This window comes from Niastella yeongjuensis, assembly GCF_900110245.1.
In the GTDB taxonomy this organism is placed as follows: Bacteria; Bacteroidota; Bacteroidia; order Chitinophagales; family Chitinophagaceae; genus Niastella; species Niastella yeongjuensis.
On record NZ_FOCZ01000001.1, the window covers coordinates 593,091 to 613,956 of the forward strand.

The following is a 20,866-nucleotide window of genomic DNA, read 5'->3' on the forward strand; positions in this document are numbered from 1 at the left end:
TGGGGGATTATCTTTGCCCTTTGTAATTAGACAACATGCAGCGAAAGATTATTTATCTTATTAACCCAATTTCCGGTACCAAAGGCAAATCTTCCTTAAAAGAGTTGATTGCCCGGGAAACCCAAAAACGCCAAATACCCTTTGAAATACTGCCCACAACGGCCGACGCCAACTATGATTTTGTGCAGGAAAAAATAGAAAAGGAGCAGGTAACTGATGTAGTGATCTGCGGTGGCGATGGAACGGTGAACCAGGTAGTTAAAGCCCTGGCGCACACCGGAGTGCAATTCGGTATTATTCCCATGGGCTCGGGCAATGGACTGGCGCTGGCAGCCGGCATTCCAAAAGCCAGTAAAAAAGCCCTGGAGATCGTTTTTACCGGTAAAGCCCTTTTAACCGATGGTTTTATGGTAAATGAACATTTTGCCTGCATGCTTTGTGGACTGGGGTTTGATGCCCAGGTAGCTCACGAATTTGCCGATCAACCCAAAAGGGGACTGGGCACCTATGTTTCGTTGACTTCCCGCCATTTCTTACGCGCCAAACCTTTCCCGTTCCGGGTAAATGCCAATAAACTCGAATTTTCTACAGAGGCTTTCTTCCTGAGTATAGCCAACAGCAATCAATTTGGCAATAACTTCACTATTGCCCCGCAGGCTATTTTAAGCGATGGGTTACTTGATGTGGTGATCGTAAAGAAAATAGCAAAACCCCTGTTGTTGTTAACCGTTATGCGACAGGTATTGACTGGCCGTATCAGGCGTATTGAAAACTCCATGAACTCGCCGGTGATCTATTTTCAAACCGATGAACTGACCATCAGCAACCCGGCCGAAGCGCCTATACATATTGACGGGGAGCCCTGGGAATGCCAGCGGAACCTGCATATAAAAGTTTTACCGCATTATTTTAAATTAATACATGCGGCTAACGTATAGTAAGTGAATGGGAAGTTTTTATTAACTGGCCAAATTTGGAAAACGCCTGCTGATTACCGGGACTGCTCAATGCACTGGCAATATCTTTCTTCTCGCTTTTGGTGAGATGGAAATTTAAAGCCGCCCGGGCTTCATTTTTTTCAGGCACGTATACGAAAGTAACATTGTTAAAGTAACTACCCAATATAGACTGGGCAAGCCCCATCATGTCGTTCTGGCTATACTCCTGCATTTTATACCAGTTATATTCAAGCAATAACATGGGTTTGGTGGCCAGTTCTGTTATGTTGGTAGCTTCATAGGGATGTTCCCACCCGCCCGTCTTACGATCACGGATATGGATGAGCACCACCCCGGCGGTGTTGTCACGGATCCATTGCTGAAATACCTGTATGAAACGCAGGGCAGTTTCCTGGCCATAATTATCTCGCAAACCTGCATCCATTACATCAACCACCGGCTCGCTGGGTAACCACACATTGGGCAACACATAGGGGAAGGTTGCATTCATGCGCATAGCGGTGAGCATGCGCAGGTTCAGGGGATCCTGTTTGGCAAACAAGGCCTGGTAATCTACGGCATCGGGGTCCGCATCTGTTAAATGGATGCTATCATAAGCAGGCCGCATTAAAAAGCTGATGGGCTGGGTGCTGATGACCATTTTACGGCCATCGCGCGTAACCACCGAGTTAAACAACATCAATGGTATGCGGGCATTCTTTTCATCTTCGTACCAGTCTTTCAACTGTTTGTTCAGCATGCCCCTTGTATTGGCATTCAGCTTTTGTTCAAAAGCATAGCCACGGTCTTTTATATATTCATACGGGCCTACTTTAAACCGTTGTGCCGGCGCCGCCAGATCGCGGGCCACAAATGAGGTAAACAACGGATTCAACAGGTCGTTTGAAATATCGTTGAGGTACATTTTATCCTGCACATTGATAGGCTTACCAGCCGACCTTTCCCGGCACAATTCCCGGAAATAGGTAGCGCCCAGCATTCCGCCCGAAGCACCGGTAATAAGCACAGTTTTGTTCATTAAATCGCCATGGGTCATGCTGTCGAGGTGTTGCAGCACATTCATGGTATACGTAGCACTGCGATTGCCCCCGCCACTGGTAGTGATCACAAACATCAATGGTTTTGCTTCGGCTTGTTTCTTTTTCCAGTTCTCCAATATGGAAATGAATTGTTGTTTATCGTGCTCCATTTTTTCCGGTGTGCATAACGACAACAAATTATCGGAATCATATAAAGGCCGTTCCGCCTTGTTTTTATAATTCAGGCCGTAGGCTTTATTACTGGGATCAATTATTTCGTAGCGGTATAATACGTTTGTTACAACAAACAACATTACCAGGAAGGGAATGCTCCAGCTTTGCAAAAAATAAGAGAAGGCGCCCGACACGGCAATCAAAATAGCAAAGAAAAGGGTAATGCCTGAGGCGGCAGGTAACTGAAACAGGGGGCTGTCTAACCAAAAGCCCATGATAATAAGCCCAATAAAAGCAATGAAAATAGATACCACTGCGGCAAAGTGGTGCCGGCTAAAGATGGTTTCAATAAACTCCCGGCTGTAGTGCGAAACGTCGCGCACTTTTTTGATCCTGAGCACCGCGTTCAGGTAGGTTTCTACTTTTATTAACCGGCTTTGGTTGAGCCGCATTTCTTCTTTTTTGAATTGCGCCTTGAATAACTGGGGGTTACTGATCACCGGGGTAAGCCGCCGGATGATATTTTTATCGGCCCTGAAAAAGTAGAAAAGGGAAATAACCACGATCAGGATCAAACCGCTCAAAAATCCCAGCACCAACAGGGTAATTTCCCCATATGTCATCAGTTCTTTGTTTCGCTCAAATTCCACTGCCCTTAAGAAATAAAAAAGCAGAAATACAAGTGGTATGATCACATTGTTAACGCAATATTTCAAAAAAGGATTGCTGGTGGTAGCCAGAAAGCGAAAATGGCGGCTGAACAGGATAAAGGTGGTAATATTCCAGCTCATAATAAACACGCCAATGGCGAGGCCCACGAACAGGGCAGCCAGCATGCTTACGTTTCCCAGGTATTCCGGCGCCAGGTAAAGGGAATCAGCGCCGAATGATTTCATAAAGGTACCGTTCACCGTACTGAACAAAACAAACCAAAAGATGAGCAACACCTGAAATTTCTTAAAGTGCAGCATCACCAGTTGTACCGGAAAAGAGTGATATATTCCTTTCAAAAAAAGTTTCATACTAACCCTGGCATTAAAATAGTCTTAAACGCGAACGGCCGGAGTAAACCGGCTCCATTCCCAATATACTACTTAAACGAAAAGACAGTGCCAAGATTATGAAGGTTGCTTAAAGAATGATTGCCGGGTGAGAAACAACATGGCAACCAGGCTCAGCAGTAATAACATTCCCGTAATCTGGTGTAACTGTGCCAGCCATTCAAACGTTCCCCAATGGCTGGGTATTATGCCGGTACTGGTTAACACCGATAGAATACCTAATAATACCTGTAGGGTTACCAGTATCAGTGGTATACGACGGGCCCGGGTAAATATTTCACTGTTTGATTGTATGCGGAAAACTTTTGTGGAATAAATTATTATCAAAATTAATAACGCGTACGCCAGTCCCCGGTGCACAAAATGGATGGTGATTTTATTCTCAAAAAAATTAAGGGTTACCGGCTCTTCTTTTAGCATTCCTGCAGGCACCCAACTGCCATTGATGGTAGGCCAGGTAGGCGCGGCAGTGGCCGCCTTGTGACCTGCCATTAAGGCGCCAAAGATCAATTGTACAAATAAGAGAATAATCAGGGCCCACGACCATTTATGTATACCGGGAAGATTGATGCGTTTGCCGGCAGGCACTTTTATCTGTAATCCCTGCCAGAAAGCGTAACTGATCAAAGCGAGGGCAAAAATAAAATGCATGGCCAGTTTGGTGGGGCGTACATACACCGCATCACCCGTCAATCCGCTGGCTACCATTATCCAGCCAATGGCTCCCTGCAAGGCGCCAAAAACAAAAAGGGTGAGCAGGGGCTTTACCATCTCCTTTTTTATATACTTTTTCGCCAGCAAGTATACAAAACCCACTACAAAGGCTACGGCAATCAGCCGGGCCCACAAGCGGTGAAACCATTCCCAAAAAAAGATGAATTTAAAGTCGGAGAGGGTAAAATCGGAGTTCAGCAACCGGTATTGGGGCGATTGTTGGTATTTGGCAAACTTTTCCAGCCACTGAGGTTCATTCAGCGGGGGTAAAGCACCGGTAACTACGTCCCATTCGGTAATTGATAAGCCCGAACCGGTTAGGCGGGTAACTCCCCCCAATACCACCTGCACCAATAACATGATCACCCCTAAAAATATCCAGTTGGATACTGCCCGGTTGGCCCGTTGTTCATTAGATATGGTATTCATTGCGGCGCAAAGGTAATACCCAAAAGCCACAAGAAACCAAGAAACAAAGGAGAAGGTTCAGCTTTAAGATCCCTAAGAGCAAGTTCCAGGTTGCAGGTTTCAGGTTGTAGGGCAAATACAGGTTCTCTCCTTGTAACCTGCCACCTGAAACCTGTAACTGTCTTTTAACACAATTATGCCACTACTCAATTAATGTGCTACCTTAATATACCCCCACCCTTCCTGTTGTTTGGTTACAATTTCGAAAATAGCATCCGGTACTACATCTACTCCGGGTAACAACTGGCTTTTATCGATGTTGTTCCGCTTCATGGTGGCATTACAAACTTTAAAACTGGCTTTTTTGTTACTGCTTAGTTCCTGAATAGCATCGGCAATATTGGATTTGTCTTTCATGACCATTGGCAGCGCATCACCATAAATGGCCACCTCCAGCTGGGCGTCTGGCCGCGACTGTGATATACCCCGTACTTGTCTGATCACTGTTTTGTAGGCAGCGGTATCACCGCTGGTTATATCAAAAATTACCTTGTACGTCCCGGTTTGTGCAAGCGTATATACCGGCATCAGCGCCAGCAATACGATCAACATTTTATTTGTAATCATACCCGTTGATTTAAAAGTGAGGTTATTTTTTCTTAGCAGCCCATGCTATAGGGTCGTACGGACCGTACTTATGTTGCTGAACCGAAAAACTATCTGCATACGGACCAAAGGGATAATCAATTGGTTTGCTGTTTTTCTGCGGCCAGTCTTTTGACAGGTCTTTATGCGGATGCGGTTGTGAATTTATAAAAGCGGCCACATCCCAGGCCTGTTCATCTGTTAACTGAGATTTACCGTATGAAACACCAAACGGCATATTGTCTTTTACATAACCGGCCATCCTTGATAACCGGAACAATCCGGCGCCAATATTATAACTGTCGGGCCCCCATAATGGCGGAAACACATAACCAACACCTGTTGCTGTATCGCGCACTCCTGCGCCATTGGCTCCATGGCAGAGCTGGCATTTTTCGATAAACACGATTTTTCCTTTGCCTGGATCAGCCGGCCGGTTGAGGTTTTTCAATGAATTAATTCCTGAGCCCAATGGCTTTTTGCCTTTTGCCACCCCGGTACCCAACCAATGCATATAGGCCACAATAGCCTGCATTTCGCGGCTGTTGCTGTCCAATGCGTTTCCGTTTAGGCTTCTTTCCAGACAATCGTTCACTCTTTTTTCAATAGATTCTACGCTGCCGCTGCGGTCGCGGTATTTAGGGTAGGTGGAGGCTACGGCACTGTAGTTATTACCCCATGGTTTGGTACCAGCCGCCAGGTGACAATTCTGGCAGTTCATTCCATTGGATATATGTGCTACCGTTCCTTTTGGGCCCAGGTACCAGGAGGTACGGGCAATGAGATCGCGACCATAGCGGACCTGATTACCTGCCGGCGTATTCGGGATAGTATTACTATCAGGTGGCTGCCAGGGCATTTCGGGTGCAGCTGATGCCAACGCGGCTGTTTTTTGTTTTACATTTTCCGGTACCCGGTATTTAATATTCACCCAAAAAGCAACCGGTACTCCTATCGCCAATAATGCAATTAACAATTTACGGTTCATGATATAACAAGCAGATCGTTGTAACAGTAATGTTGCATACCGGGCAGTAACCCGGCATGCAACATAATACCTGTATAATAGACGGGGTTAAGAAAGGGGATTATCGAAAACGTTAGGGTATATTCCTAACCGGCAAAGCAATACGTGCAGCCATGTTCCTGTGCGCGGCCCAATGCCCAAACACCTGAAGGCACTACCTGTATGTTGGGCAGTACAGCGCCAAGCCATTCTTTTTTAATAGCTGCGGCATCCATTTTCATCATGTCTGCTGCTACGGCGCTGTAAACGGTTATGGCCATTTCACAAGCACAGAACATAACCCCACTATCCTGCAGTTCATTTATACCAATAGCCACGTTGCCTAAACCAGGCACTTTAAAATCACCGGGTTTGGGTTTCCAGAACGGGTTACGGGTAGCGGGTGCTTTTGTGAGCGGATCATTGGCTTTGAAGATTTCGCCCAATTTATATTTTTCCCACATTTCGTTTTGTAAAGCATAACCAACTGCATCATGCCGAAGCACCACTACTACACTGCAATCTTTCTCAGGCGTGCCCGTAGCAGCATTTGTTAGTAAAAAAACTTTTGGCCAGGCAAATGGCATCATTTCATGCGGCTGTGTAGCATCAAACACAATGCGGTGTTTACCCTTTATCTTATTAAACCATTCTTCAGAATCGGCATATTCATGGTTGGCCAGTTCAGGTATGGCCTGAGTTTGAAAGGGAGCCAGGGAGGCTGTACCAAGCGCAGCTGCGCCTACAGCAAGTTTACCTATAAAGTCACGACGTGATCCCGAATTAGAATTATTGGTTTGCATATACAGTCGAATTTTAGTTATTGAAAAGGAAGACTGAAATACATATCACACAGGTACAGGCGTGTTAACATGCCGGCATGGACTGCTGGTTCAACTCATTCATGGAGTAGGCACAATGCGACGCAACATCCTGTGTTGGTACAAATAATTCCGCAGTGTAATTAATACCCGACTTGGTTATTCAGTAGAATGGTGACGGCTGGGTTCTAAAGGGAATGCTTATTTATTCAAAATAATAGAAAGGACGAGGTTAACTATATATTGGACCATTACAAGGAAGGAATCCCCGCTGCTCAGATAGGTTGGTATGATCAGTCACATTAAATCCAGATTAAAGATAGTCATATTACATATTAGCCACCAAATTAATGTGGCAATTTTTCGCGCAAACGGCCATACACCCAGGTACCTGCAATAGCACTTATTAAAGTAACAATTATCACGGTAGCACCTGTTCCTATTAAGGCGTACAATGGGCCGGGACATGCGCCGGTCAATGCCCAGCCGGCGCCAAATAATAAGCCGCCATAGATTTGTCCCCTATTGAATTGCTTGGGATGCAAGTCAATAGGTTCGCCATATATTGTTTTAACCTTGAATTTTTTGATGAGCCAAACTGAAATCATGCCCGTTACTACAGCAGCACCAATTACCCCGTACATGTGAAAACTTTGCAAGCGAAACATTTCCTGAATACGGAACCAGGAGATCACTTCTGCTTTAACTAACAGAATACCAAACAACAAGCCGGCAACTAAATATTTCAACAAGTGCCACCACGAATGCTCTATACGCGATTCATTGATACAAATAGTATCCAGCGATCGTACTTCAAAATCGGTATTGGCTTCCTTTACTATTACAGGTTGTGTCATTTCTTCTTTTGTTTCCATAGTCAATGTTTTACAGGCTTAAGATGGCAGGTAAAATAAGGTTGGCAGTAATAAACCCACCAATCATAAAACAACAGGTTGCTACCAGGGAAGGCCACTGCAGGTTTGAAAGCCCCATAATGGCATGGCCCGAAGTACAACCACCGGCATATCGCGTACCAAAGCCCACTAAAAAACCACCTACAACCAGTAAGATAAATCCACGCGCTGTTAATAACGCCGGCCAGTTAAACAGGTCTACAGGAACGATAGAGGAATAATTATGAATTTTATATTGCGCCAGTTCGCTCACCAGTTTGGGATTAACCGCTATGGGTTTACCACTATTTAAAAACTGTGTAGCTATGATGGCGCCCAACAAAATACCAGTTACAAAAAACAGATTCCAGGTTTCTTTACGCCAGTTGTATTTAAAAAAAGGAATATCAGCCGGTATACAGGCGGCACAAATATGTCGTAATGAAGAAGAAACGCCGAATGATTTATTACCCATGATCAACAGCAGCGGAACAACCAACCCTATCAACGGGCCAGCCACATACCAGGGCCAGGGCTGTTTAATCCATTCAAGGAATTGCATGATGAATAATTTTTGTAAAGATGGGGCTTTAATAAAAAAAGCTGTGCGACATTAATCACACAGCTATAAGTTACTGATTTTTTATGAGGTGCGGTTACAACATTGTGTTTGGACAAACAAAATCTGTTATCGCAAACTTTCCTGATTCTTTAAGGGCTTTGAATCCGCCTTTTATATCTATCAGGTTATCGAACCCGCGCGCTTTCAGGATGGATATGAAGATCATGGACCGGTAACCGCCGGCGCAATGTACATACCAGGTTTTGTTTTTATCTACCTGCTGCATGCTGTCGTTGATGTAATCGAGGCTGGCATTTACCGCACACTTAATATGTTCGGCTTCATACTCACTTTGCTTACGTACATCCAATACGTTTATGTTGGCATCAGCTTCCTGAATGGCTGCCAGTTCAGTTGCTGAAATGGAAGTAATAGTATCAATTTCTTTTCCTGCTTTTTTCCAGGCATTAATACCACCTTCCAAATAACCAATGGCATAATCGTAACCAACCCTGGCCAGGCGGGTTACCACTTCTTGCTGACGGCCTTCTTCTGCTACGATCAAAATGGTTTGTTTAATATCAGGGATCAGTGCACCAACCCAGGGCGCAAAATTGCCATCGATGCCAATATTGATTGAATTGGGAATAAATCCTTTTGCAAATGTTTGCGGGTCGCGGGTATCGAGTATAAGCGCATCGGTTTCGTTGGCGGCTGCTTCAAAAGCTTCCACGCCCAATGGATGCGTACCTTTCTTCAATACTTCATTAATGCTTTCATACCCTTGTTTATTCAATTGCACATTCAAAGGAAAATATTGAGGAGGCGCAGTTAATCCTTCTGTAACTTCTTTTATAAATTCCTCTTTGGTCATGCTGGCACGCAACGCGTAGTTCGTTTCTTTCTGATGACCTAATGTATCGGTAGTTTCCTTACTCATGTTCTTGCCACAGGCACTACCAGCGCCATGTGCCGGATAAACCGTCAAAGTATCCGGAAGGGGCATGATCTTATTACGCAGCGAGTCGAATAATAAACCAGCCAGATCTTCCTGGGTAATGTGATTCGCTTTTTGCGCCAGATCAGGACGGCCAACATCGCCAATGAACAACGTATCACCGCTGAACAAACCAACTGCAACACCCTGTTCATCTTTCAATAGATAACAAGTGCTTTCCATAGTATGGCCAGGTGTATGCAGGGTTGTAATTGTGATGTTGCCTATATTAAAAATCTCACCATCGGTTGCAATGTGAGCCTTAAACGAAGGCGTGGCGGTAGGGCCATATACAATGGTTGCACCGGTTGCTTTTGCCAGATCGAGATGGCCCGAAACAAAATCAGCATGAAAGTGCGTTTCAAAAACATACTTTATAGTGGCACCATTTCTATTGGCTTTTTGAACATAAGGGTCTATTTCACGCAACGGATCAATCACCACTGCTTCTCCCTCACTTTCGATGTAATATGCTCCTTGTGCCAGGCAACCGGTATAAATTTGTTCTATCCTCATAACAATGCTGTTTAAATAATCAACGTAATATCTGTATAATGGTTTTAATAGAATATGACTTTTATCACAAAGCGTTTTAACGCTATTACTTTAACTAAAAAAGAACAACTCGTGCACCAATATAAATAAACCAACTGCCAGTACAAACCACCCAAATCCTTTTTTTAACGATTGGCCGGGTATTTTATCTGAGAATGCGGTCCCTGCAAAAATCCCCAACACTGCAATAACTGTAAACAACAATAACTGCGGCCAGTTTATATTATAATGCGACAGTGTACTGAAAAACCCAAAGAAAGAACTAATGGCCATAATGGTCAGTGATGAACCCACTGCTATCTTCATAGGCAGTCTGCTGATCAACACCAGGGCCGGAATGATCAAAAAGCCACCGCCTGCGCCCAGTAAACCGGTAACTGCGCCAATCAATAATCCCTGGATCAGCAGTCCACTTTTTCGTTCTTTATTAATTCCGGGTGTTGGTGGTTTGCCGGCTGATCTTATCATAGAGGCAGCGGCAGCCAGCATTAATAAAGCAAACAATACCATCAAAAAGACGCCTTTGGTAACGGCCAGTTCTCCAATGTTGAATAAATGATCGGGGATCATGGGTAACACAAACCGCCGTACAACAAATACCGATAACAGCGAGGGCAGGCCGAAATACATTACCACCTGAAAATCGATCAGTTTTTTATAGTAAGAGCGAACGCTGCCCACCAGGCTGCAACTGCCTACTACAAATAAGGAATATGTGGTGGCCAATACCGGATGCACATGCAACAGGTACACAAATACTGGTACGGTAAGTATTGAACCACCGCCACCTATCAACCCTAATGACACGCCAATTAATACGGCTGCTAAATAACCGGCTATTTCCATTTAAATAAATAATTCGGTAAAACAACAATAGACAGGTTTTAACATGATCATGCAATCATTGGGTGAAGATGCGGCAAATTAAAAGCATGATAGGTGACGAAGGTCACAATAAGGTTGCTGGCCATCAAATATGTTTTTGTTGTATAAAGAAAGCTTCTTACAAAAACAGTTCTATTAAAAATGTTTTCTAATGAATCAAGACAAACGTTCGATGCTCTTTAAGTTATTCGAATTACAATTGAATAATTTCAATAGCGTTCCGATTGAGCTTTACCTTGCCAAATTGTTCCATTTTTTTAAGCAGGCGTGAAATAACTTCCCGGGAAGAATTGAGTTCATTGGCAATTTCCTGGTGATTGAGCGGAATGAGATTAGTACCCAGGGTCTCCTGGTGTTTTTTCAGGTAGAATTCCAGGCGCTCGTCCATGCCGCGAAAGGCAATATGGTCGATGGTGCTTAGTAATTCTTCAAAGCGGGAACGATAAGTAGTGATCACGAATTGACTCCAGCTTTTATATTTCCCCATCCATTCTTCCATATACTCCAATGGTATGGCAATAATTTCTGTATCCTTTGCCGCTTTTGCCATTATGGCGCTTTTTTTATGCTCCGCAGCACACACCATAGATAATGCGCATGCCTGGCCTGGTTGCAGGTAGTACATGAAGAACTCATTGCCATCATCATCCTCCCGGTAAATTTTCACCAGTCCGTTCAGGATCAGCATGGTTGACCGGAAATACTGGCCGGTACGCATCAATTGCTCATCTGTTTTGAAAAAACGGATCTCCCCCTGCTCCTGTATTTCAAGTTGCAATTCTTTTTCAAAAGCTGGAAACGCGAGCGGTATTGTGCTTAATTCCATATTGGGAATGTGATGTGTAAAAAAACAAAGTTGATAAATAATATTTAAATAAAGGCATCCCTTATTTTTGGGCTCAAATAAAAAACTTGCTCAAACTTTTCTACCAAACTGAACTTGTTGAAGCCGGCTGCGATGAAGCAGGTCGCGGCTGTTTGGCAGGACCGGTATTTGCCGCTGCGGTTATTTTACCGGAGGGTTTTTACCACGAAAAGCTGAACGACAGCAAGCAGGTGAATGAAGAAGACCGGTATGAATTGAGGAGTTTTATTGAAAAACATGCCATCAGTTACCAGGTAGCCAGTGTAGATCATGAGGAAATTGACCGTATTAATATCCTAAACGCCTCCTTTAAGGCTATGCACCTGGCCATTGAAAAGTTAAAGACCAAAGCGAAATTTCTCATCATCGACGGCAACAGGTTCACTAAATACAAACGCACTCCCCACCAGTGTATTATAAAAGGCGATTCGGAATACGCCTCCATTGCGGCAGCCAGTATTCTCGCCAAAACTTACCGTGACGATTTTATGCGTAACCTGCATCCCGATTTTCCGCAGTATAAATGGATCACCAATAAAGGCTATGGCACGGCTGAACACCGAAAAGCCATTGAAGAGTTTGGGCTTACCCCTTATCACCGCCGCTCCTTCTCGTTAACCAGCAATCAGCTTGAGCTGGATATGTAACCTCATTTTCCCGGTTATTTAAACTTTACTGATTGTCGTCAGTCTATTTTTTATCCGTAAAAAATAAGGCGTCACCGGCATGAACAAAAAGGCTCCCCATGACGTTTTGCTTATGACCTTCGCGCTTTTGTATATAGCAGTTTTGAACAGTTAACAGATGATTTTAAGTTGTAATGATATTAATCCCGTCTCCCGACCAGTCGGGAAGACGGGATTAATAATTTATATCATTTCCGGGAAAAAGTTCATCTTCCGTTCTTCCCATTCACTTCTGATGATGCTGAAATAAATGGTATCGCGTCGGCGGTTATCATGCATGAGCATATGGCTGCGTAAAATCCCTTCTGGCTTCATGCCCACTTTCAGCAGGGCTGCTTTGGCTCGTTCGTTCAGGTTATCGGTTTTTACTTCTACCCGCTCCATTTTCATAACCTCAAAGGCAAATGACAACAGGGCGAACTTCGCCTGGCGGTTCACACCCGTTCCTATAAACGAAGTACCCAGCCAGGTGCTTCCTATTTCAAGTCGCTTGTCGTACAATGAAATACTCAGGTAACTGGTGCTGCCCACAATTTCGTTGGAATGTTTGTCAATAACGGTGAACGGCATTCTAAGGCCTGCTTCCCTCTCATTAAATAATTTTTGCATCCAGGCTGATAACTCCTGTTCATTACTGAGGTCCTGTGGAAAATAACGCCAGATCTCCTTGTCTTTGGCAAGGGGCAAAAATGCCTCATAATCGGCAGGCGTCATTAATCGCAATAATACCCGGGGTGTTTCCAGCGTAAAATGATCAGGGAAGAATTTTTGATAGTCTGTACTCATACTATTTATAGGCAATTTTTATATGGTTCCATTTCACACCTCCTGACTTTCCCATTCGCCTGCTCCCTGGCGGATCAATACCGGTTCATCGCCGGTACAATCGATAACGGTGGAAGGGACCATGCCGCCAATACCGCCATCAGCCACCACATCAACCAGCTTTTCAAAATTATCGTGCATGAGCTCGGGATCGGTATACTCTTCCACCATGGTACCAGGTAAGGTCGTACTCAGGATCGGATGCCCCAGTTCTTTTACAATAGTGCGGGCAATCAGGTTATCGGGAATGCGTAGCCCGATGGTATTCTTTTTGCTTTGCAGGATCTTGGGAACTTCCTTACTGGCAGGTAAAATAAAAGTATATGGACCCGGCAGGTAATGCTTCAACAAGCGATACATGGGGGTGCTGATGCTTTTTGTATACCGGCTCAAATCGCTGAGATCGTAACACACAAACGAAAGCTGCGCTTTTTGCGGGTCGATATTTTTGATGCGACAAATGCGATCGATAGCTTTGTGCTGAAAAATATCACAGCCCAAACCATAGATCGTGTCGGTTGGATATATAATTATTCCGCCTTCCGACAAAACTTTCACGATAGTGGAAATGTTACGCGGTTGGGGATTTTCTGGATGAAGATGTAACAACATAACGGCAAATTATACTTTTTAACTAAAGTCTCATAACCTTACAGGCAATTTATGCGCCCTGTTTAAACATGTGATTATTTATATAAATGTTAAAGCCGTACATGTTTTCAGCACCACTTCATGCGCCGAAAATGAATTTAATATTAAATTTGAGCAAACTAATTTCATGCAACTACAACCTGTTGACCGCGTTGACCACATCGGCGCAGAAGACTTTCAGCAGCGTTACTATCTGCCATTGAAACCAGTTGTTATTACCAAAATGGCCAAAGACTGGCCAGCCTTAACCAAATGGAACTGGGATTATTTTAAAGAAATAGTAGGTAGTAAAAGAGTTGGGCTGTACAACAACATTAAGAGTGACGCTTTCACCCCCATCAACACAGCTGACGATTACAAAACTTTTGGTGAGTACGTCGACATGGTGAGTAAGGGGCCGGCCGCCTGGCGTATTTTTCTCTTCAATATTTTTGATCATGCACCACAGCTAACGGAAGATTTTACCTGGCCTGATCATTTAATGAAGGGATTCGTTAAAAAATACCCCATGTTATTTGTTGGCGGTGCCACCAGCATTACGCACATGCATTTCGACATCGACATGTCGCACATTCTGCACACCCAGTTTACCGGCCGCAAGCGGGTGCTGTTATTCCCCTTCGAAGAGCAACATAAGCTTTACCGCAAGCCTTTTGAGGTTTTGAGCCTGGCCGATTTTTCGAACTATTACAAAAACGGCAATCCCGACTATACTCAGTTTCCTGCCCTGAAGCTGGCCAAAGGGTATGAGGTGATCCTGAACCACGGCGATACCCTGTTCATGCCTGCTGGTTACTGGCATCACATGGAATACCTTGACAGTGGTTTTGCAATGAGTTTGAGGGCTTTACAAGCTTCAATCAGTGGCAAGCTGAGAGGCGCCTGGAATTTGATCGGGATGCGTAATATCGATACATTGATGAAGAGAACGGCTCCCAAATGGTGGTATGCGTATAAAAAAACCAGCCTGTTGAAGGCAGCAGAAAAGGAATTGGAAGCCTCTGATGTGAGATACTAATATGCCCGATATTTTAAGTGTGATTTGATCCAACTTAAGAAAATAAGCTGGCTGACCAGACATTAAAAAATTTTAAGAAAAATATTGATTTTATAGAAAACAGTCTTTATTTTTACCGGGCTATGTGCTGAATTAATATTCTCACCGGCAACGCCCACTAAGTACTAATCCAATCTCCCGATTTCCAACCACTCCAATTTCCATTTAATAAATAGAACTATTTTAAGTACGAATATTAACCTGTTCGTGCCATATATTGTCCGCCACCCTTTTTAATTATCTCTGTTTACCTGATCACGTGTTGCTGACCATTTGTGAATTAGAAACTGCAAAAAAGATTGTACCAGTAACTGAAACTAACTGCTCTTACTCCGTATAAGCAGCCAGCTTTAATTTACTAAACCGTAGAAGGGGGTTAATCCCTGACATGCAAACAGCATTTAAGCCTGCATGTACCGATATATCACCTTCTTATTTATATACACCCATTCTGTCCATCATCCATTGAACCCCACTATCATTAAATTTATTGTATCACAACATATTGCTTAACTTCTTTCTTTTTGTGGTTTCAGAGGTAAGCACAGGCCGGCGATATCCATCGCTGGCTCCATTTTTTTATATACTTATGCTAACTACCACCACTGGTACAGGTTAGAAATAAAAAATCCCCGATGCCGGCCTGGCCGAAATCGGGGAGCTTAAAAGATATGCGTATCTGTTATATTATCGGAATGTGCGCTTTTGACGCTTACGCAATAGTCCAGGTTTCTCTACCTCTTAATAATTTGTCGAGGCTGGCGGGACCTTTTGCCATTACTTCATCCAACTGCATTTGCATTACATCTTCATAACAGGGGCGATCAGCTTCGTAAAACACGCCAAACGGACGAGGCAAATGACCTTCTATACGAGGATCATCGAACATGCGTACCAGTATCTGCGCCTTATAGAAATCCCTTTCATCATGCACCCACAGGTCATCGGCAGAAGCGCCTTCGTTCAGGTCAACAATTACCGGTTTAAAACCATCCAGCTTAATACCCTTGTTACATTGCGCACCAAAGATCAACGGTTTGCCCTGCTCCAGGAATAAGGTGTTATCGAGTTTGGTAGATTTTTCTGTGAACTGTTCAAAAGCGCCATCATTAAAGATGTTACAGTTTTGATAGATCTCGAGGAAGGAAGCCCCTTTGTGTTTATGACTTCTAATCAATAACTCCTGCAGGTGTTTAGGATCACGGTCCATTGAACGCGCAATAAACGTAGCATCGGCGCCCATGGCCAGTGCCAGTGGGTTGAACGGATGATCGATACTGCCAAATGGCGTTGACTTGGTCACCTTATTCTTTTCCGATGTGGGTGAATACTGACCTTTGGTTAACCCGTAGATCTGATTATTGAACAGCATCACATTCACATCAAAATTGCGGCGCAGCAAGTGGATGGTGTGGTTACCACCAATACTTAAGCCATCCCCATCACCGGTAACGATCCAGACGCTTAATTCCGGACGTGCAGCTTTCAATCCGCTGGCAATGGCTGTAGCCCGGCCATGGATCGAGTGCATACCATACGTGTTCATATAATAAGGGAAGCGGCTGCTGCAGCCGATACCAGAAATAATTACAATGTTTTCTTTGGGAAGTCCCAGACCCGGCATAATCTTCTGCACTTGCGCCAAAATGGAGTAGTCTCCACATCCAGGGCACCACCGTACTTCCTGGTCGGTGGCAAAATCTTTCGGCGTTAGAGCGGGTATTGTAGTTTCACTCATAGATATATAATTAGCACAAAATTATCGCAATTAAGCGAAAATGAACAACCCTTATTCATCGCTCAAATTGTTAATATATAAGCGGTAGCGCCAAATATTCATGAATTCATACATTCAGTTACAAAACTCCTTATCATGCAAAGACTTATGACGTGCATTTGGCTGCTCATTTCGCTCAAAATGCTGGGTCAAACCAAACAGGCTGTTTCCGTTACAGATATGCTCAAAATACAATCCATCGGCAGCATCACCCTTTCTCCCGATGGCAGTAAGGCCGCCTTTACCGTAACAACTATAGAAAATGATGGCGATAGTAAGCTGGAATATAAATACGTAAGCCAGCTATGGATGGTTTCCACTGAAGGCAATGCAACACCCCGGCAGTTAACGGCCAAAGAAAGCGCCTCTCAACCCGCCTGGAGTCCCGATGGTAAGCAACTGGCTTTTGTGAGAACGGCAGATAACAAGCCGCAGATCTTTTTGCTTTCGCTCGACGGGGGAGAGGCCATACAATTGACGAAGTATAAGTATGGCGCCGGTACCCCTAAATGGCGCCCTGATGGCAAACAAATTCTCTTTACGGCCAATATTCCCCTCCCAGATCTTTTAAAGGATTCTATCCTGAACGCCAAAAGCGCCATTCCCGAATGGCCATTGGAAAAACCAGGCTTTACACATAATGAACAATTGAAAACCAGCCAGGCCAAACCCGATCCCGATGGTACGTTGGAAGAAGTAAGAGCTTATCTAAACAACAACGTTACCGATAAAAAGGCCCGGGTGATGAACAAGCTCAATTTTCAGGACGAACGTAATATCAATGGCGATCTCAATTTCAATATTTATTTTGTTACCGGTATACAACCCGGCGATGTTCCCACTGCCGTAACCCATGGATTTTATTCCTTTTCGAAAGTTGATTTTACGCCAGACGGAAAACAGCTCATCCTTTCGGGTGATGTAGATTCCTTACAACATCCCAACCGCTCGCAGGAGAATGAGATTTTTATGTCAAATGCTGATGGCAGTCAGCTTCGCAAAATATTGGGTGAAGAAGGGAAGCAATATATCACGCCCACCCTCTCCCCTTCCGGCAAATGGCTGGCCTTTCAGTTTTCAGGCATTAACCAGGTTAAAATTCCGCAACTGGCCATTATGCCTGTAAATGGTACCGCAAAAGATATGATCATACTGCCCTTCGATCGGTCAAAGGACGACCTGTTGTGGAGTGCCGATGAGAAATACCTTTATTTTACAGCACCCAGCAATGGAGGCTTTCCCCTGTACCAATTGAACATAAGCACTAAGAAGGTTGAACAGTTAACCGATTATAACAGCGGCATCAGCAGTTTTGACGTGCTCAATAACAAGCTGGTGTTTGTGAAAACCGAAACAGCCAATCCCTTTGAATTGTACCTGGCAGACGCCAGTGGCCAGCACGCACAGCGTATCAGTAATTTTAATGAGCCCTGGGTGCAAGCCAGACAGCTCTCTTTGCCTGAAAAAAAAACATTTACCAATAACAAAGGCATGACGGTAGAGTATTGGGTAATGAAACCGGTTAACTATGAAACGGGCAAAAAATACCCCTTATTATTGGAGATCCATGGCGGCCCTTCAGCTATGTGGGGACCGGGCGAAAACACCATGTGGCACGAATACCAGTTCTTTTGTAGCAAGGGGTATGGTGTTGTTTATTGTAATCCCCGTGGTAGCGGCGGCTATGGCGAGAATTTTCTGCGAGCCAATATCAACGACTGGGGTAAGGGCCCAACCAGCGATGTATTAACCGCTTTAGATAAAACCATTGCCGAAGGCTGGGCCGATACTTCAAAACTGGTTGTTACCGGCGGATCGTATGCCGGTTATCTTGTAGCCTGGATCATAGCCCATGATCATCGTTTTAAAGCGGCCTGTTCGCAACGGGGCGTATATGACCTCAACACTTTCTTTGGGGAAGGAAATGCCTGGCGGCTGGTACCCAACTATTTTGGCGGCTATCCCTGGGAGGCAGCAACAAAGGCAAATCTTCAACGGGAATCACCGATCAATTATGTACAGAACATTACCACGCCTTATATCATCTTTCATGGCGATAATGACCGCCGCACCGGTTTTGTTGAAAGCGAAATGTTGTACCGGAGCCTGAAAGTACTGGGCCGCCCGGTTGAATATGTACGGCATCCCAATGCCACGCATGAAATAACCCGGAGTGGCGACAACCGGCAACGCATTGATCAAATGTTACGCACCTGGGAGTTTTTTGAACGCTGGATCAACTAATTTAAAAATGCAGCATTATGAATTACTCATAATGCTGCCTATAACTTTTATTGAAATTATTTCAGCTTTACAGCAATGCCAATCTGACCTACTCGGTTGTAATGGTCGCGGTTATTTAAAAGTCCGTTGTTGTTCTTTGAAATATCAGCAATACCGGCGTTATAGCGGGCATAAAAGCCTAACATCGGCGTAACCTGTATACCTGCACCAAAGCAAATGGCCCCATCCACTTTTTTAAACCATTCATCAATTTCAACCTTATCCTCATCATTCTTACTATTTGCTGATAATAAAAACCCTATTTGCGGACCAAACTCTACATAAAACTGTCTTACCGGATAAAACTGGAACATAAGCGGAATATTGATATAACTAAGTGCCAGCGTCGCTTCATCTCTGAGGCCCACCGGGAACTGCTGGCCCTGCCCTGAATATAATATTTCAGGTTGAAAAGCCCATTTGGAGGTTATGCGGCTATGCAAAAACAAACCCACATGTCCACTCAATCTGTTGTCACCATTGAAGCTGGTAACATCAGTAATATTAAGTCCGCCTTTTATACCGGGTGTCATTTTTTGAGCGTGAGAACTGTACGCAATCAGGCAAAACAAAACAAAGGGCAAAACATACTTTTTCATGTTTGAAGGTGTTTATTGCCCCTCCGTTTTCAAAGCGTATGCCAGTTTGCAGGCTGCTGATCAATGAACCTGTTAATCAATTCTATAAATTAATTCATGGAAAGTGTTTGCACTGCCCCGATGTTTACGGTATTCAGTTGCTGCTGTTGTTTCAGTACATAATCGCCAAAGCGGGTCATAACTGAATCGGGTAATGGTACTGATGGCGGGAATGTTTGTTGTAATGGGTTCACCTGTTTTCCGCTCTTCCAGAAACGGTAACATACGTGCGGACCGGTAGCCAGACCGGTACTTCCTACATAGCCAATAACCTGACCCTGGCGTACACTTTGCCCTGCGCGCACTGCCTGCTTGGTCATATGCAGGTATTGAGTAGTATAAGTATCGTCGTGTTTTATCTTTACAAAATTGCCATTGTTATTGTTGTACTCAGATTCTATTACAACGCCATCTCCTGTTGCAATGATGGGCGTTCCTTCGGGTGCAGCATAATCAGTACCCAGGTGTGTCTTCCATCTTTTTTGAACCGGATGAAACCTTCTTAAGGAATAGCCCGAAGTGATGTGACTGAATTTAAGCGGCGCTTTTAAAAACAAGGTGCGCAAACTTTTTCCTTTTTCATCATAGTAGTCACCGGCATCTGTTGAATCGGGTTTATAATAAAAAGCATAAAACTTTTCGCCATTATGGGAGAACACGGCCGATTGAATGGCGCCGGTTTCAACAGGTTCATCTTTTATATACCGCTGCTCATACAACACCTTAAAGTAATCGCCATCATGAATGGAATAGAAATCCACGGTATATGCATACAGGTCGGCCAACTTCATAGCCAATGCAGGATCGGTACCTGATTTTTGAAAGGTTTCATATAACGAGCCATTGATGATGCCGGAAGCGGTTTCTAACCGCGCTGTAACCTGCCGTTTACCTGTTATCACCTTTACAGAATCGGTAAGATCATATAAGACATAGTCGATGGCGTTAGGCTGATAAACGAAATAACAAACCTTTTGAATGGTATCTTTTGTAGAAAAAACAGTGTATTGGGAACCGGCTTTCATTTTACGTACATCGTATACGTATTTCGATTTTGATTGCAGTTTTTTGATAGTGTTGCTATCTACGTTATACAACTCCAGGATGGAAGCCAGGAATTCATTTTTTTGAATAATGCTCTCAGTAACATTAAATGAATCGAGGGCCAGGCCAAACCGGCGTGGCACTATAATTACAGCCGTATCTCTTTTTGCCTGAGGTGCTTTTTCTCCGGGTAAAGAAAGGTTCAAACTGCTCAATACAATTACCGCCACAATTAATATGGCCATAAGTGAAAAAGCAATACCCCAATCCCTGTGTGTAAACATATATGTTTATTTGCCGGTTTTCCAGGCGGCCATTTCAAGCGCAAAAACAGTGCCCAC

19 protein-coding genes are annotated in these 20,866 nt (G+C 44.0%); 4 read left to right on the forward strand and 15 right to left on the reverse strand.

The window, feature by feature from the left end:
- The first annotated feature begins 35 nt into the window (after window positions 1–35).
- Window positions 36–938 carry a diacylglycerol/lipid kinase family protein gene (locus tag BMX95_RS02725; protein ID WP_081198954.1) on the forward strand — a complete coding sequence of 301 codons (903 nt, stop codon included), beginning with the start codon at window positions 36–38 and terminating at the stop codon, window positions 936–938.
- On the opposite strand, the gene BMX95_RS02730 is transcribed toward BMX95_RS02725, so the two are convergent.
- From BMX95_RS02730 to BMX95_RS02775, 10 genes are all read right to left on the reverse strand, one after another.
- Window positions 928–3,174 carry a patatin-like phospholipase family protein gene (locus BMX95_RS02730; RefSeq protein ID WP_081198953.1) on the reverse strand — a complete coding sequence of 749 codons (2,247 nt, stop codon included), beginning with the start codon at window positions 3,172–3,174 and terminating at the stop codon, window positions 928–930. The two genes, BMX95_RS02725 and BMX95_RS02730, sit on opposite strands and share 11 nt — an antisense overlap.
- A gap of 96 nt (window positions 3,175–3,270) precedes the next feature.
- Window positions 3,271–4,356, reverse strand: a complete 1,086-nt coding sequence (locus BMX95_RS02735) for a COX15/CtaA family protein (protein WP_081198952.1) — start codon at window positions 4,354–4,356, stop codon at window positions 3,271–3,273.
- A gap of 189 nt (window positions 4,357–4,545) precedes the next feature.
- Window positions 4,546–4,962 (reverse strand): DsrE family protein, encoded by a 417-nt coding sequence (locus BMX95_RS02740; RefSeq protein WP_081198951.1) that lies wholly within the window; start codon window positions 4,960–4,962, stop codon window positions 4,546–4,548.
- Window positions 4,963–4,984: 22 nt separating this feature from the next.
- Window positions 4,985–5,968, reverse strand: a complete 984-nt coding sequence (locus BMX95_RS02745; protein ID WP_081198950.1) for a c-type cytochrome — start codon at window positions 5,966–5,968, stop codon at window positions 4,985–4,987.
- Between the two features lie 125 nt (window positions 5,969–6,093).
- The gene (locus BMX95_RS02750; protein ID WP_081198949.1) at window positions 6,094–6,789 is read right to left on the reverse strand and encodes a twin-arginine translocation signal domain-containing protein; all 696 of its coding nucleotides are present in this window, start codon (window positions 6,787–6,789) and stop codon (window positions 6,094–6,096) included.
- A gap of 365 nt (window positions 6,790–7,154) precedes the next feature.
- Window positions 7,155–7,682 (reverse strand): DUF6691 family protein, encoded by a 528-nt coding sequence (locus tag BMX95_RS02755; RefSeq protein WP_177193672.1) that lies wholly within the window; start codon window positions 7,680–7,682, stop codon window positions 7,155–7,157.
- A 10-nt stretch (window positions 7,683–7,692) separates the two neighbouring features.
- Window positions 7,693–8,262, reverse strand: a complete 570-nt coding sequence (locus tag BMX95_RS02760; protein WP_081198948.1) for a YeeE/YedE family protein — start codon at window positions 8,260–8,262, stop codon at window positions 7,693–7,695.
- Between the two features lie 94 nt (window positions 8,263–8,356).
- Window positions 8,357–9,775, reverse strand: coding sequence for an MBL fold metallo-hydrolase (locus BMX95_RS02765; RefSeq protein ID WP_081198947.1), 1,419 nt, complete (start codon window positions 9,773–9,775; stop codon window positions 8,357–8,359).
- Between the two features lie 90 nt (window positions 9,776–9,865).
- Window positions 9,866–10,660: a sulfite exporter TauE/SafE family protein gene (locus BMX95_RS02770; protein ID WP_081198946.1), complete on the reverse strand. Its 795-nt coding sequence runs from the start codon at window positions 10,658–10,660 to the stop codon at window positions 9,866–9,868.
- 232 nt (window positions 10,661–10,892) lie between these two features.
- Entirely contained in the window at window positions 10,893–11,525 is a 633-nt protein-coding gene (locus BMX95_RS02775) for a Crp/Fnr family transcriptional regulator (RefSeq protein ID WP_081198945.1), read from the reverse strand.
- A gap of 86 nt (window positions 11,526–11,611) precedes the next feature.
- Here BMX95_RS02775 and BMX95_RS02780 point away from each other — a divergent pair, with 86 nt between their 5' ends.
- Window positions 11,612–12,211 carry a ribonuclease HII gene (locus BMX95_RS02780; RefSeq protein ID WP_081198944.1) on the forward strand — a complete coding sequence of 200 codons (600 nt, stop codon included), beginning with the start codon at window positions 11,612–11,614 and terminating at the stop codon, window positions 12,209–12,211.
- 222 nt (window positions 12,212–12,433) lie between these two features.
- On the opposite strand, the gene BMX95_RS02785 is transcribed toward BMX95_RS02780, so the two are convergent.
- Window positions 12,434–13,036: a GNAT family N-acetyltransferase gene (locus tag BMX95_RS02785; RefSeq protein WP_081198943.1), complete on the reverse strand. Its 603-nt coding sequence runs from the start codon at window positions 13,034–13,036 to the stop codon at window positions 12,434–12,436.
- A 33-nt stretch (window positions 13,037–13,069) separates the two neighbouring features.
- Entirely contained in the window at window positions 13,070–13,687 is a 618-nt protein-coding gene (locus BMX95_RS02790) for an L-threonylcarbamoyladenylate synthase (protein WP_081198942.1), read from the reverse strand.
- A 166-nt stretch (window positions 13,688–13,853) separates the two neighbouring features.
- On the opposite strand from BMX95_RS02790, the gene BMX95_RS02795 reads away from it, so the two are divergent.
- Window positions 13,854–14,744: a cupin-like domain-containing protein gene (locus BMX95_RS02795; RefSeq protein WP_081199872.1), complete on the forward strand. Its 891-nt coding sequence runs from the start codon at window positions 13,854–13,856 to the stop codon at window positions 14,742–14,744.
- 751 nt (window positions 14,745–15,495) lie between these two features.
- Here the strand turns inward: BMX95_RS02795 and BMX95_RS02800 are convergent.
- Window positions 15,496–16,521, reverse strand: a complete 1,026-nt coding sequence (locus tag BMX95_RS02800; RefSeq protein WP_081198941.1) for a 2-oxoacid:ferredoxin oxidoreductase subunit beta — start codon at window positions 16,519–16,521, stop codon at window positions 15,496–15,498.
- 135 nt (window positions 16,522–16,656) lie between these two features.
- On the opposite strand from BMX95_RS02800, the gene BMX95_RS02805 reads away from it, so the two are divergent.
- The gene (locus BMX95_RS02805; protein ID WP_081198940.1) at window positions 16,657–18,804 is read left to right on the forward strand and encodes a S9 family peptidase; all 2,148 of its coding nucleotides are present in this window, start codon (window positions 16,657–16,659) and stop codon (window positions 18,802–18,804) included.
- 56 nt (window positions 18,805–18,860) lie between these two features.
- Here BMX95_RS02805 and BMX95_RS02810 read toward each other — a convergent pair whose 3' ends face one another.
- A complete protein-coding gene (locus tag BMX95_RS02810; RefSeq protein ID WP_081198939.1) occupies window positions 18,861–19,442 on the reverse strand; it encodes a porin family protein in 582 nt (193 codons plus the stop codon).
- Window positions 19,443–19,531: 89 nt separating this feature from the next.
- Entirely contained in the window at window positions 19,532–20,809 is a 1,278-nt protein-coding gene (locus BMX95_RS02815) for a M23 family metallopeptidase (RefSeq protein WP_081198938.1), read from the reverse strand.
- Window positions 20,810–20,866: the final 57 nt, after the last annotated feature.

Coding starts and splice junctions, on each gene's coding strand:
- BMX95_RS02785 (WP_081198943.1), bottom strand. CDS start 13,036: ATGAGTACAGACTATCAAAAATTCTTCCCTGATCATTTTACGCTGGAA.
- BMX95_RS02740 (WP_081198951.1), bottom strand. CDS start 4,962: ATGATTACAAATAAAATGTTGATCGTATTGCTGGCGCTGATGCCGGTA.
- BMX95_RS02725 (WP_081198954.1), top strand. CDS start 36: ATGCAGCGAAAGATTATTTATCTTATTAACCCAATTTCCGGTACCAAA.
- BMX95_RS02765 (WP_081198947.1), bottom strand. CDS start 9,775: ATGAGGATAGAACAAATTTATACCGGTTGCCTGGCACAAGGAGCATAT.
- BMX95_RS02805 (WP_081198940.1), top strand. CDS start 16,657: ATGCAAAGACTTATGACGTGCATTTGGCTGCTCATTTCGCTCAAAATG.
- BMX95_RS02770 (WP_081198946.1), bottom strand. CDS start 10,660: ATGGAAATAGCCGGTTATTTAGCAGCCGTATTAATTGGCGTGTCATTA.
- BMX95_RS02795 (WP_081199872.1), top strand. CDS start 13,854: ATGCAACTACAACCTGTTGACCGCGTTGACCACATCGGCGCAGAAGAC.
- BMX95_RS02750 (WP_081198949.1), bottom strand. CDS start 6,789: ATGCAAACCAATAATTCTAATTCGGGATCACGTCGTGACTTTATAGGT.
- BMX95_RS02760 (WP_081198948.1), bottom strand. CDS start 8,262: ATGCAATTCCTTGAATGGATTAAACAGCCCTGGCCCTGGTATGTGGCT.
- BMX95_RS02755 (WP_177193672.1), bottom strand. CDS start 7,682: ATGGAAACAAAAGAAGAAATGACACAACCTGTAATAGTAAAGGAAGCC.
- BMX95_RS02775 (WP_081198945.1), bottom strand. CDS start 11,525: ATGGAATTAAGCACAATACCGCTCGCGTTTCCAGCTTTTGAAAAAGAA.
- BMX95_RS02800 (WP_081198941.1), bottom strand. CDS start 16,521: ATGAGTGAAACTACAATACCCGCTCTAACGCCGAAAGATTTTGCCACC.
- BMX95_RS02810 (WP_081198939.1), bottom strand. CDS start 19,442: ATGAAAAAGTATGTTTTGCCCTTTGTTTTGTTTTGCCTGATTGCGTAC.
- BMX95_RS02735 (WP_081198952.1), bottom strand. CDS start 4,356: ATGAATACCATATCTAATGAACAACGGGCCAACCGGGCAGTATCCAAC.
- BMX95_RS02730 (WP_081198953.1), bottom strand. CDS start 3,174: ATGAAACTTTTTTTGAAAGGAATATATCACTCTTTTCCGGTACAACTG.
- BMX95_RS02815 (WP_081198938.1), bottom strand. CDS start 20,809: ATGTTTACACACAGGGATTGGGGTATTGCTTTTTCACTTATGGCCATA.
- BMX95_RS02790 (WP_081198942.1), bottom strand. CDS start 13,687: ATGTTGTTACATCTTCATCCAGAAAATCCCCAACCGCGTAACATTTCC.
- BMX95_RS02745 (WP_081198950.1), bottom strand. CDS start 5,968: ATGAACCGTAAATTGTTAATTGCATTATTGGCGATAGGAGTACCGGTT.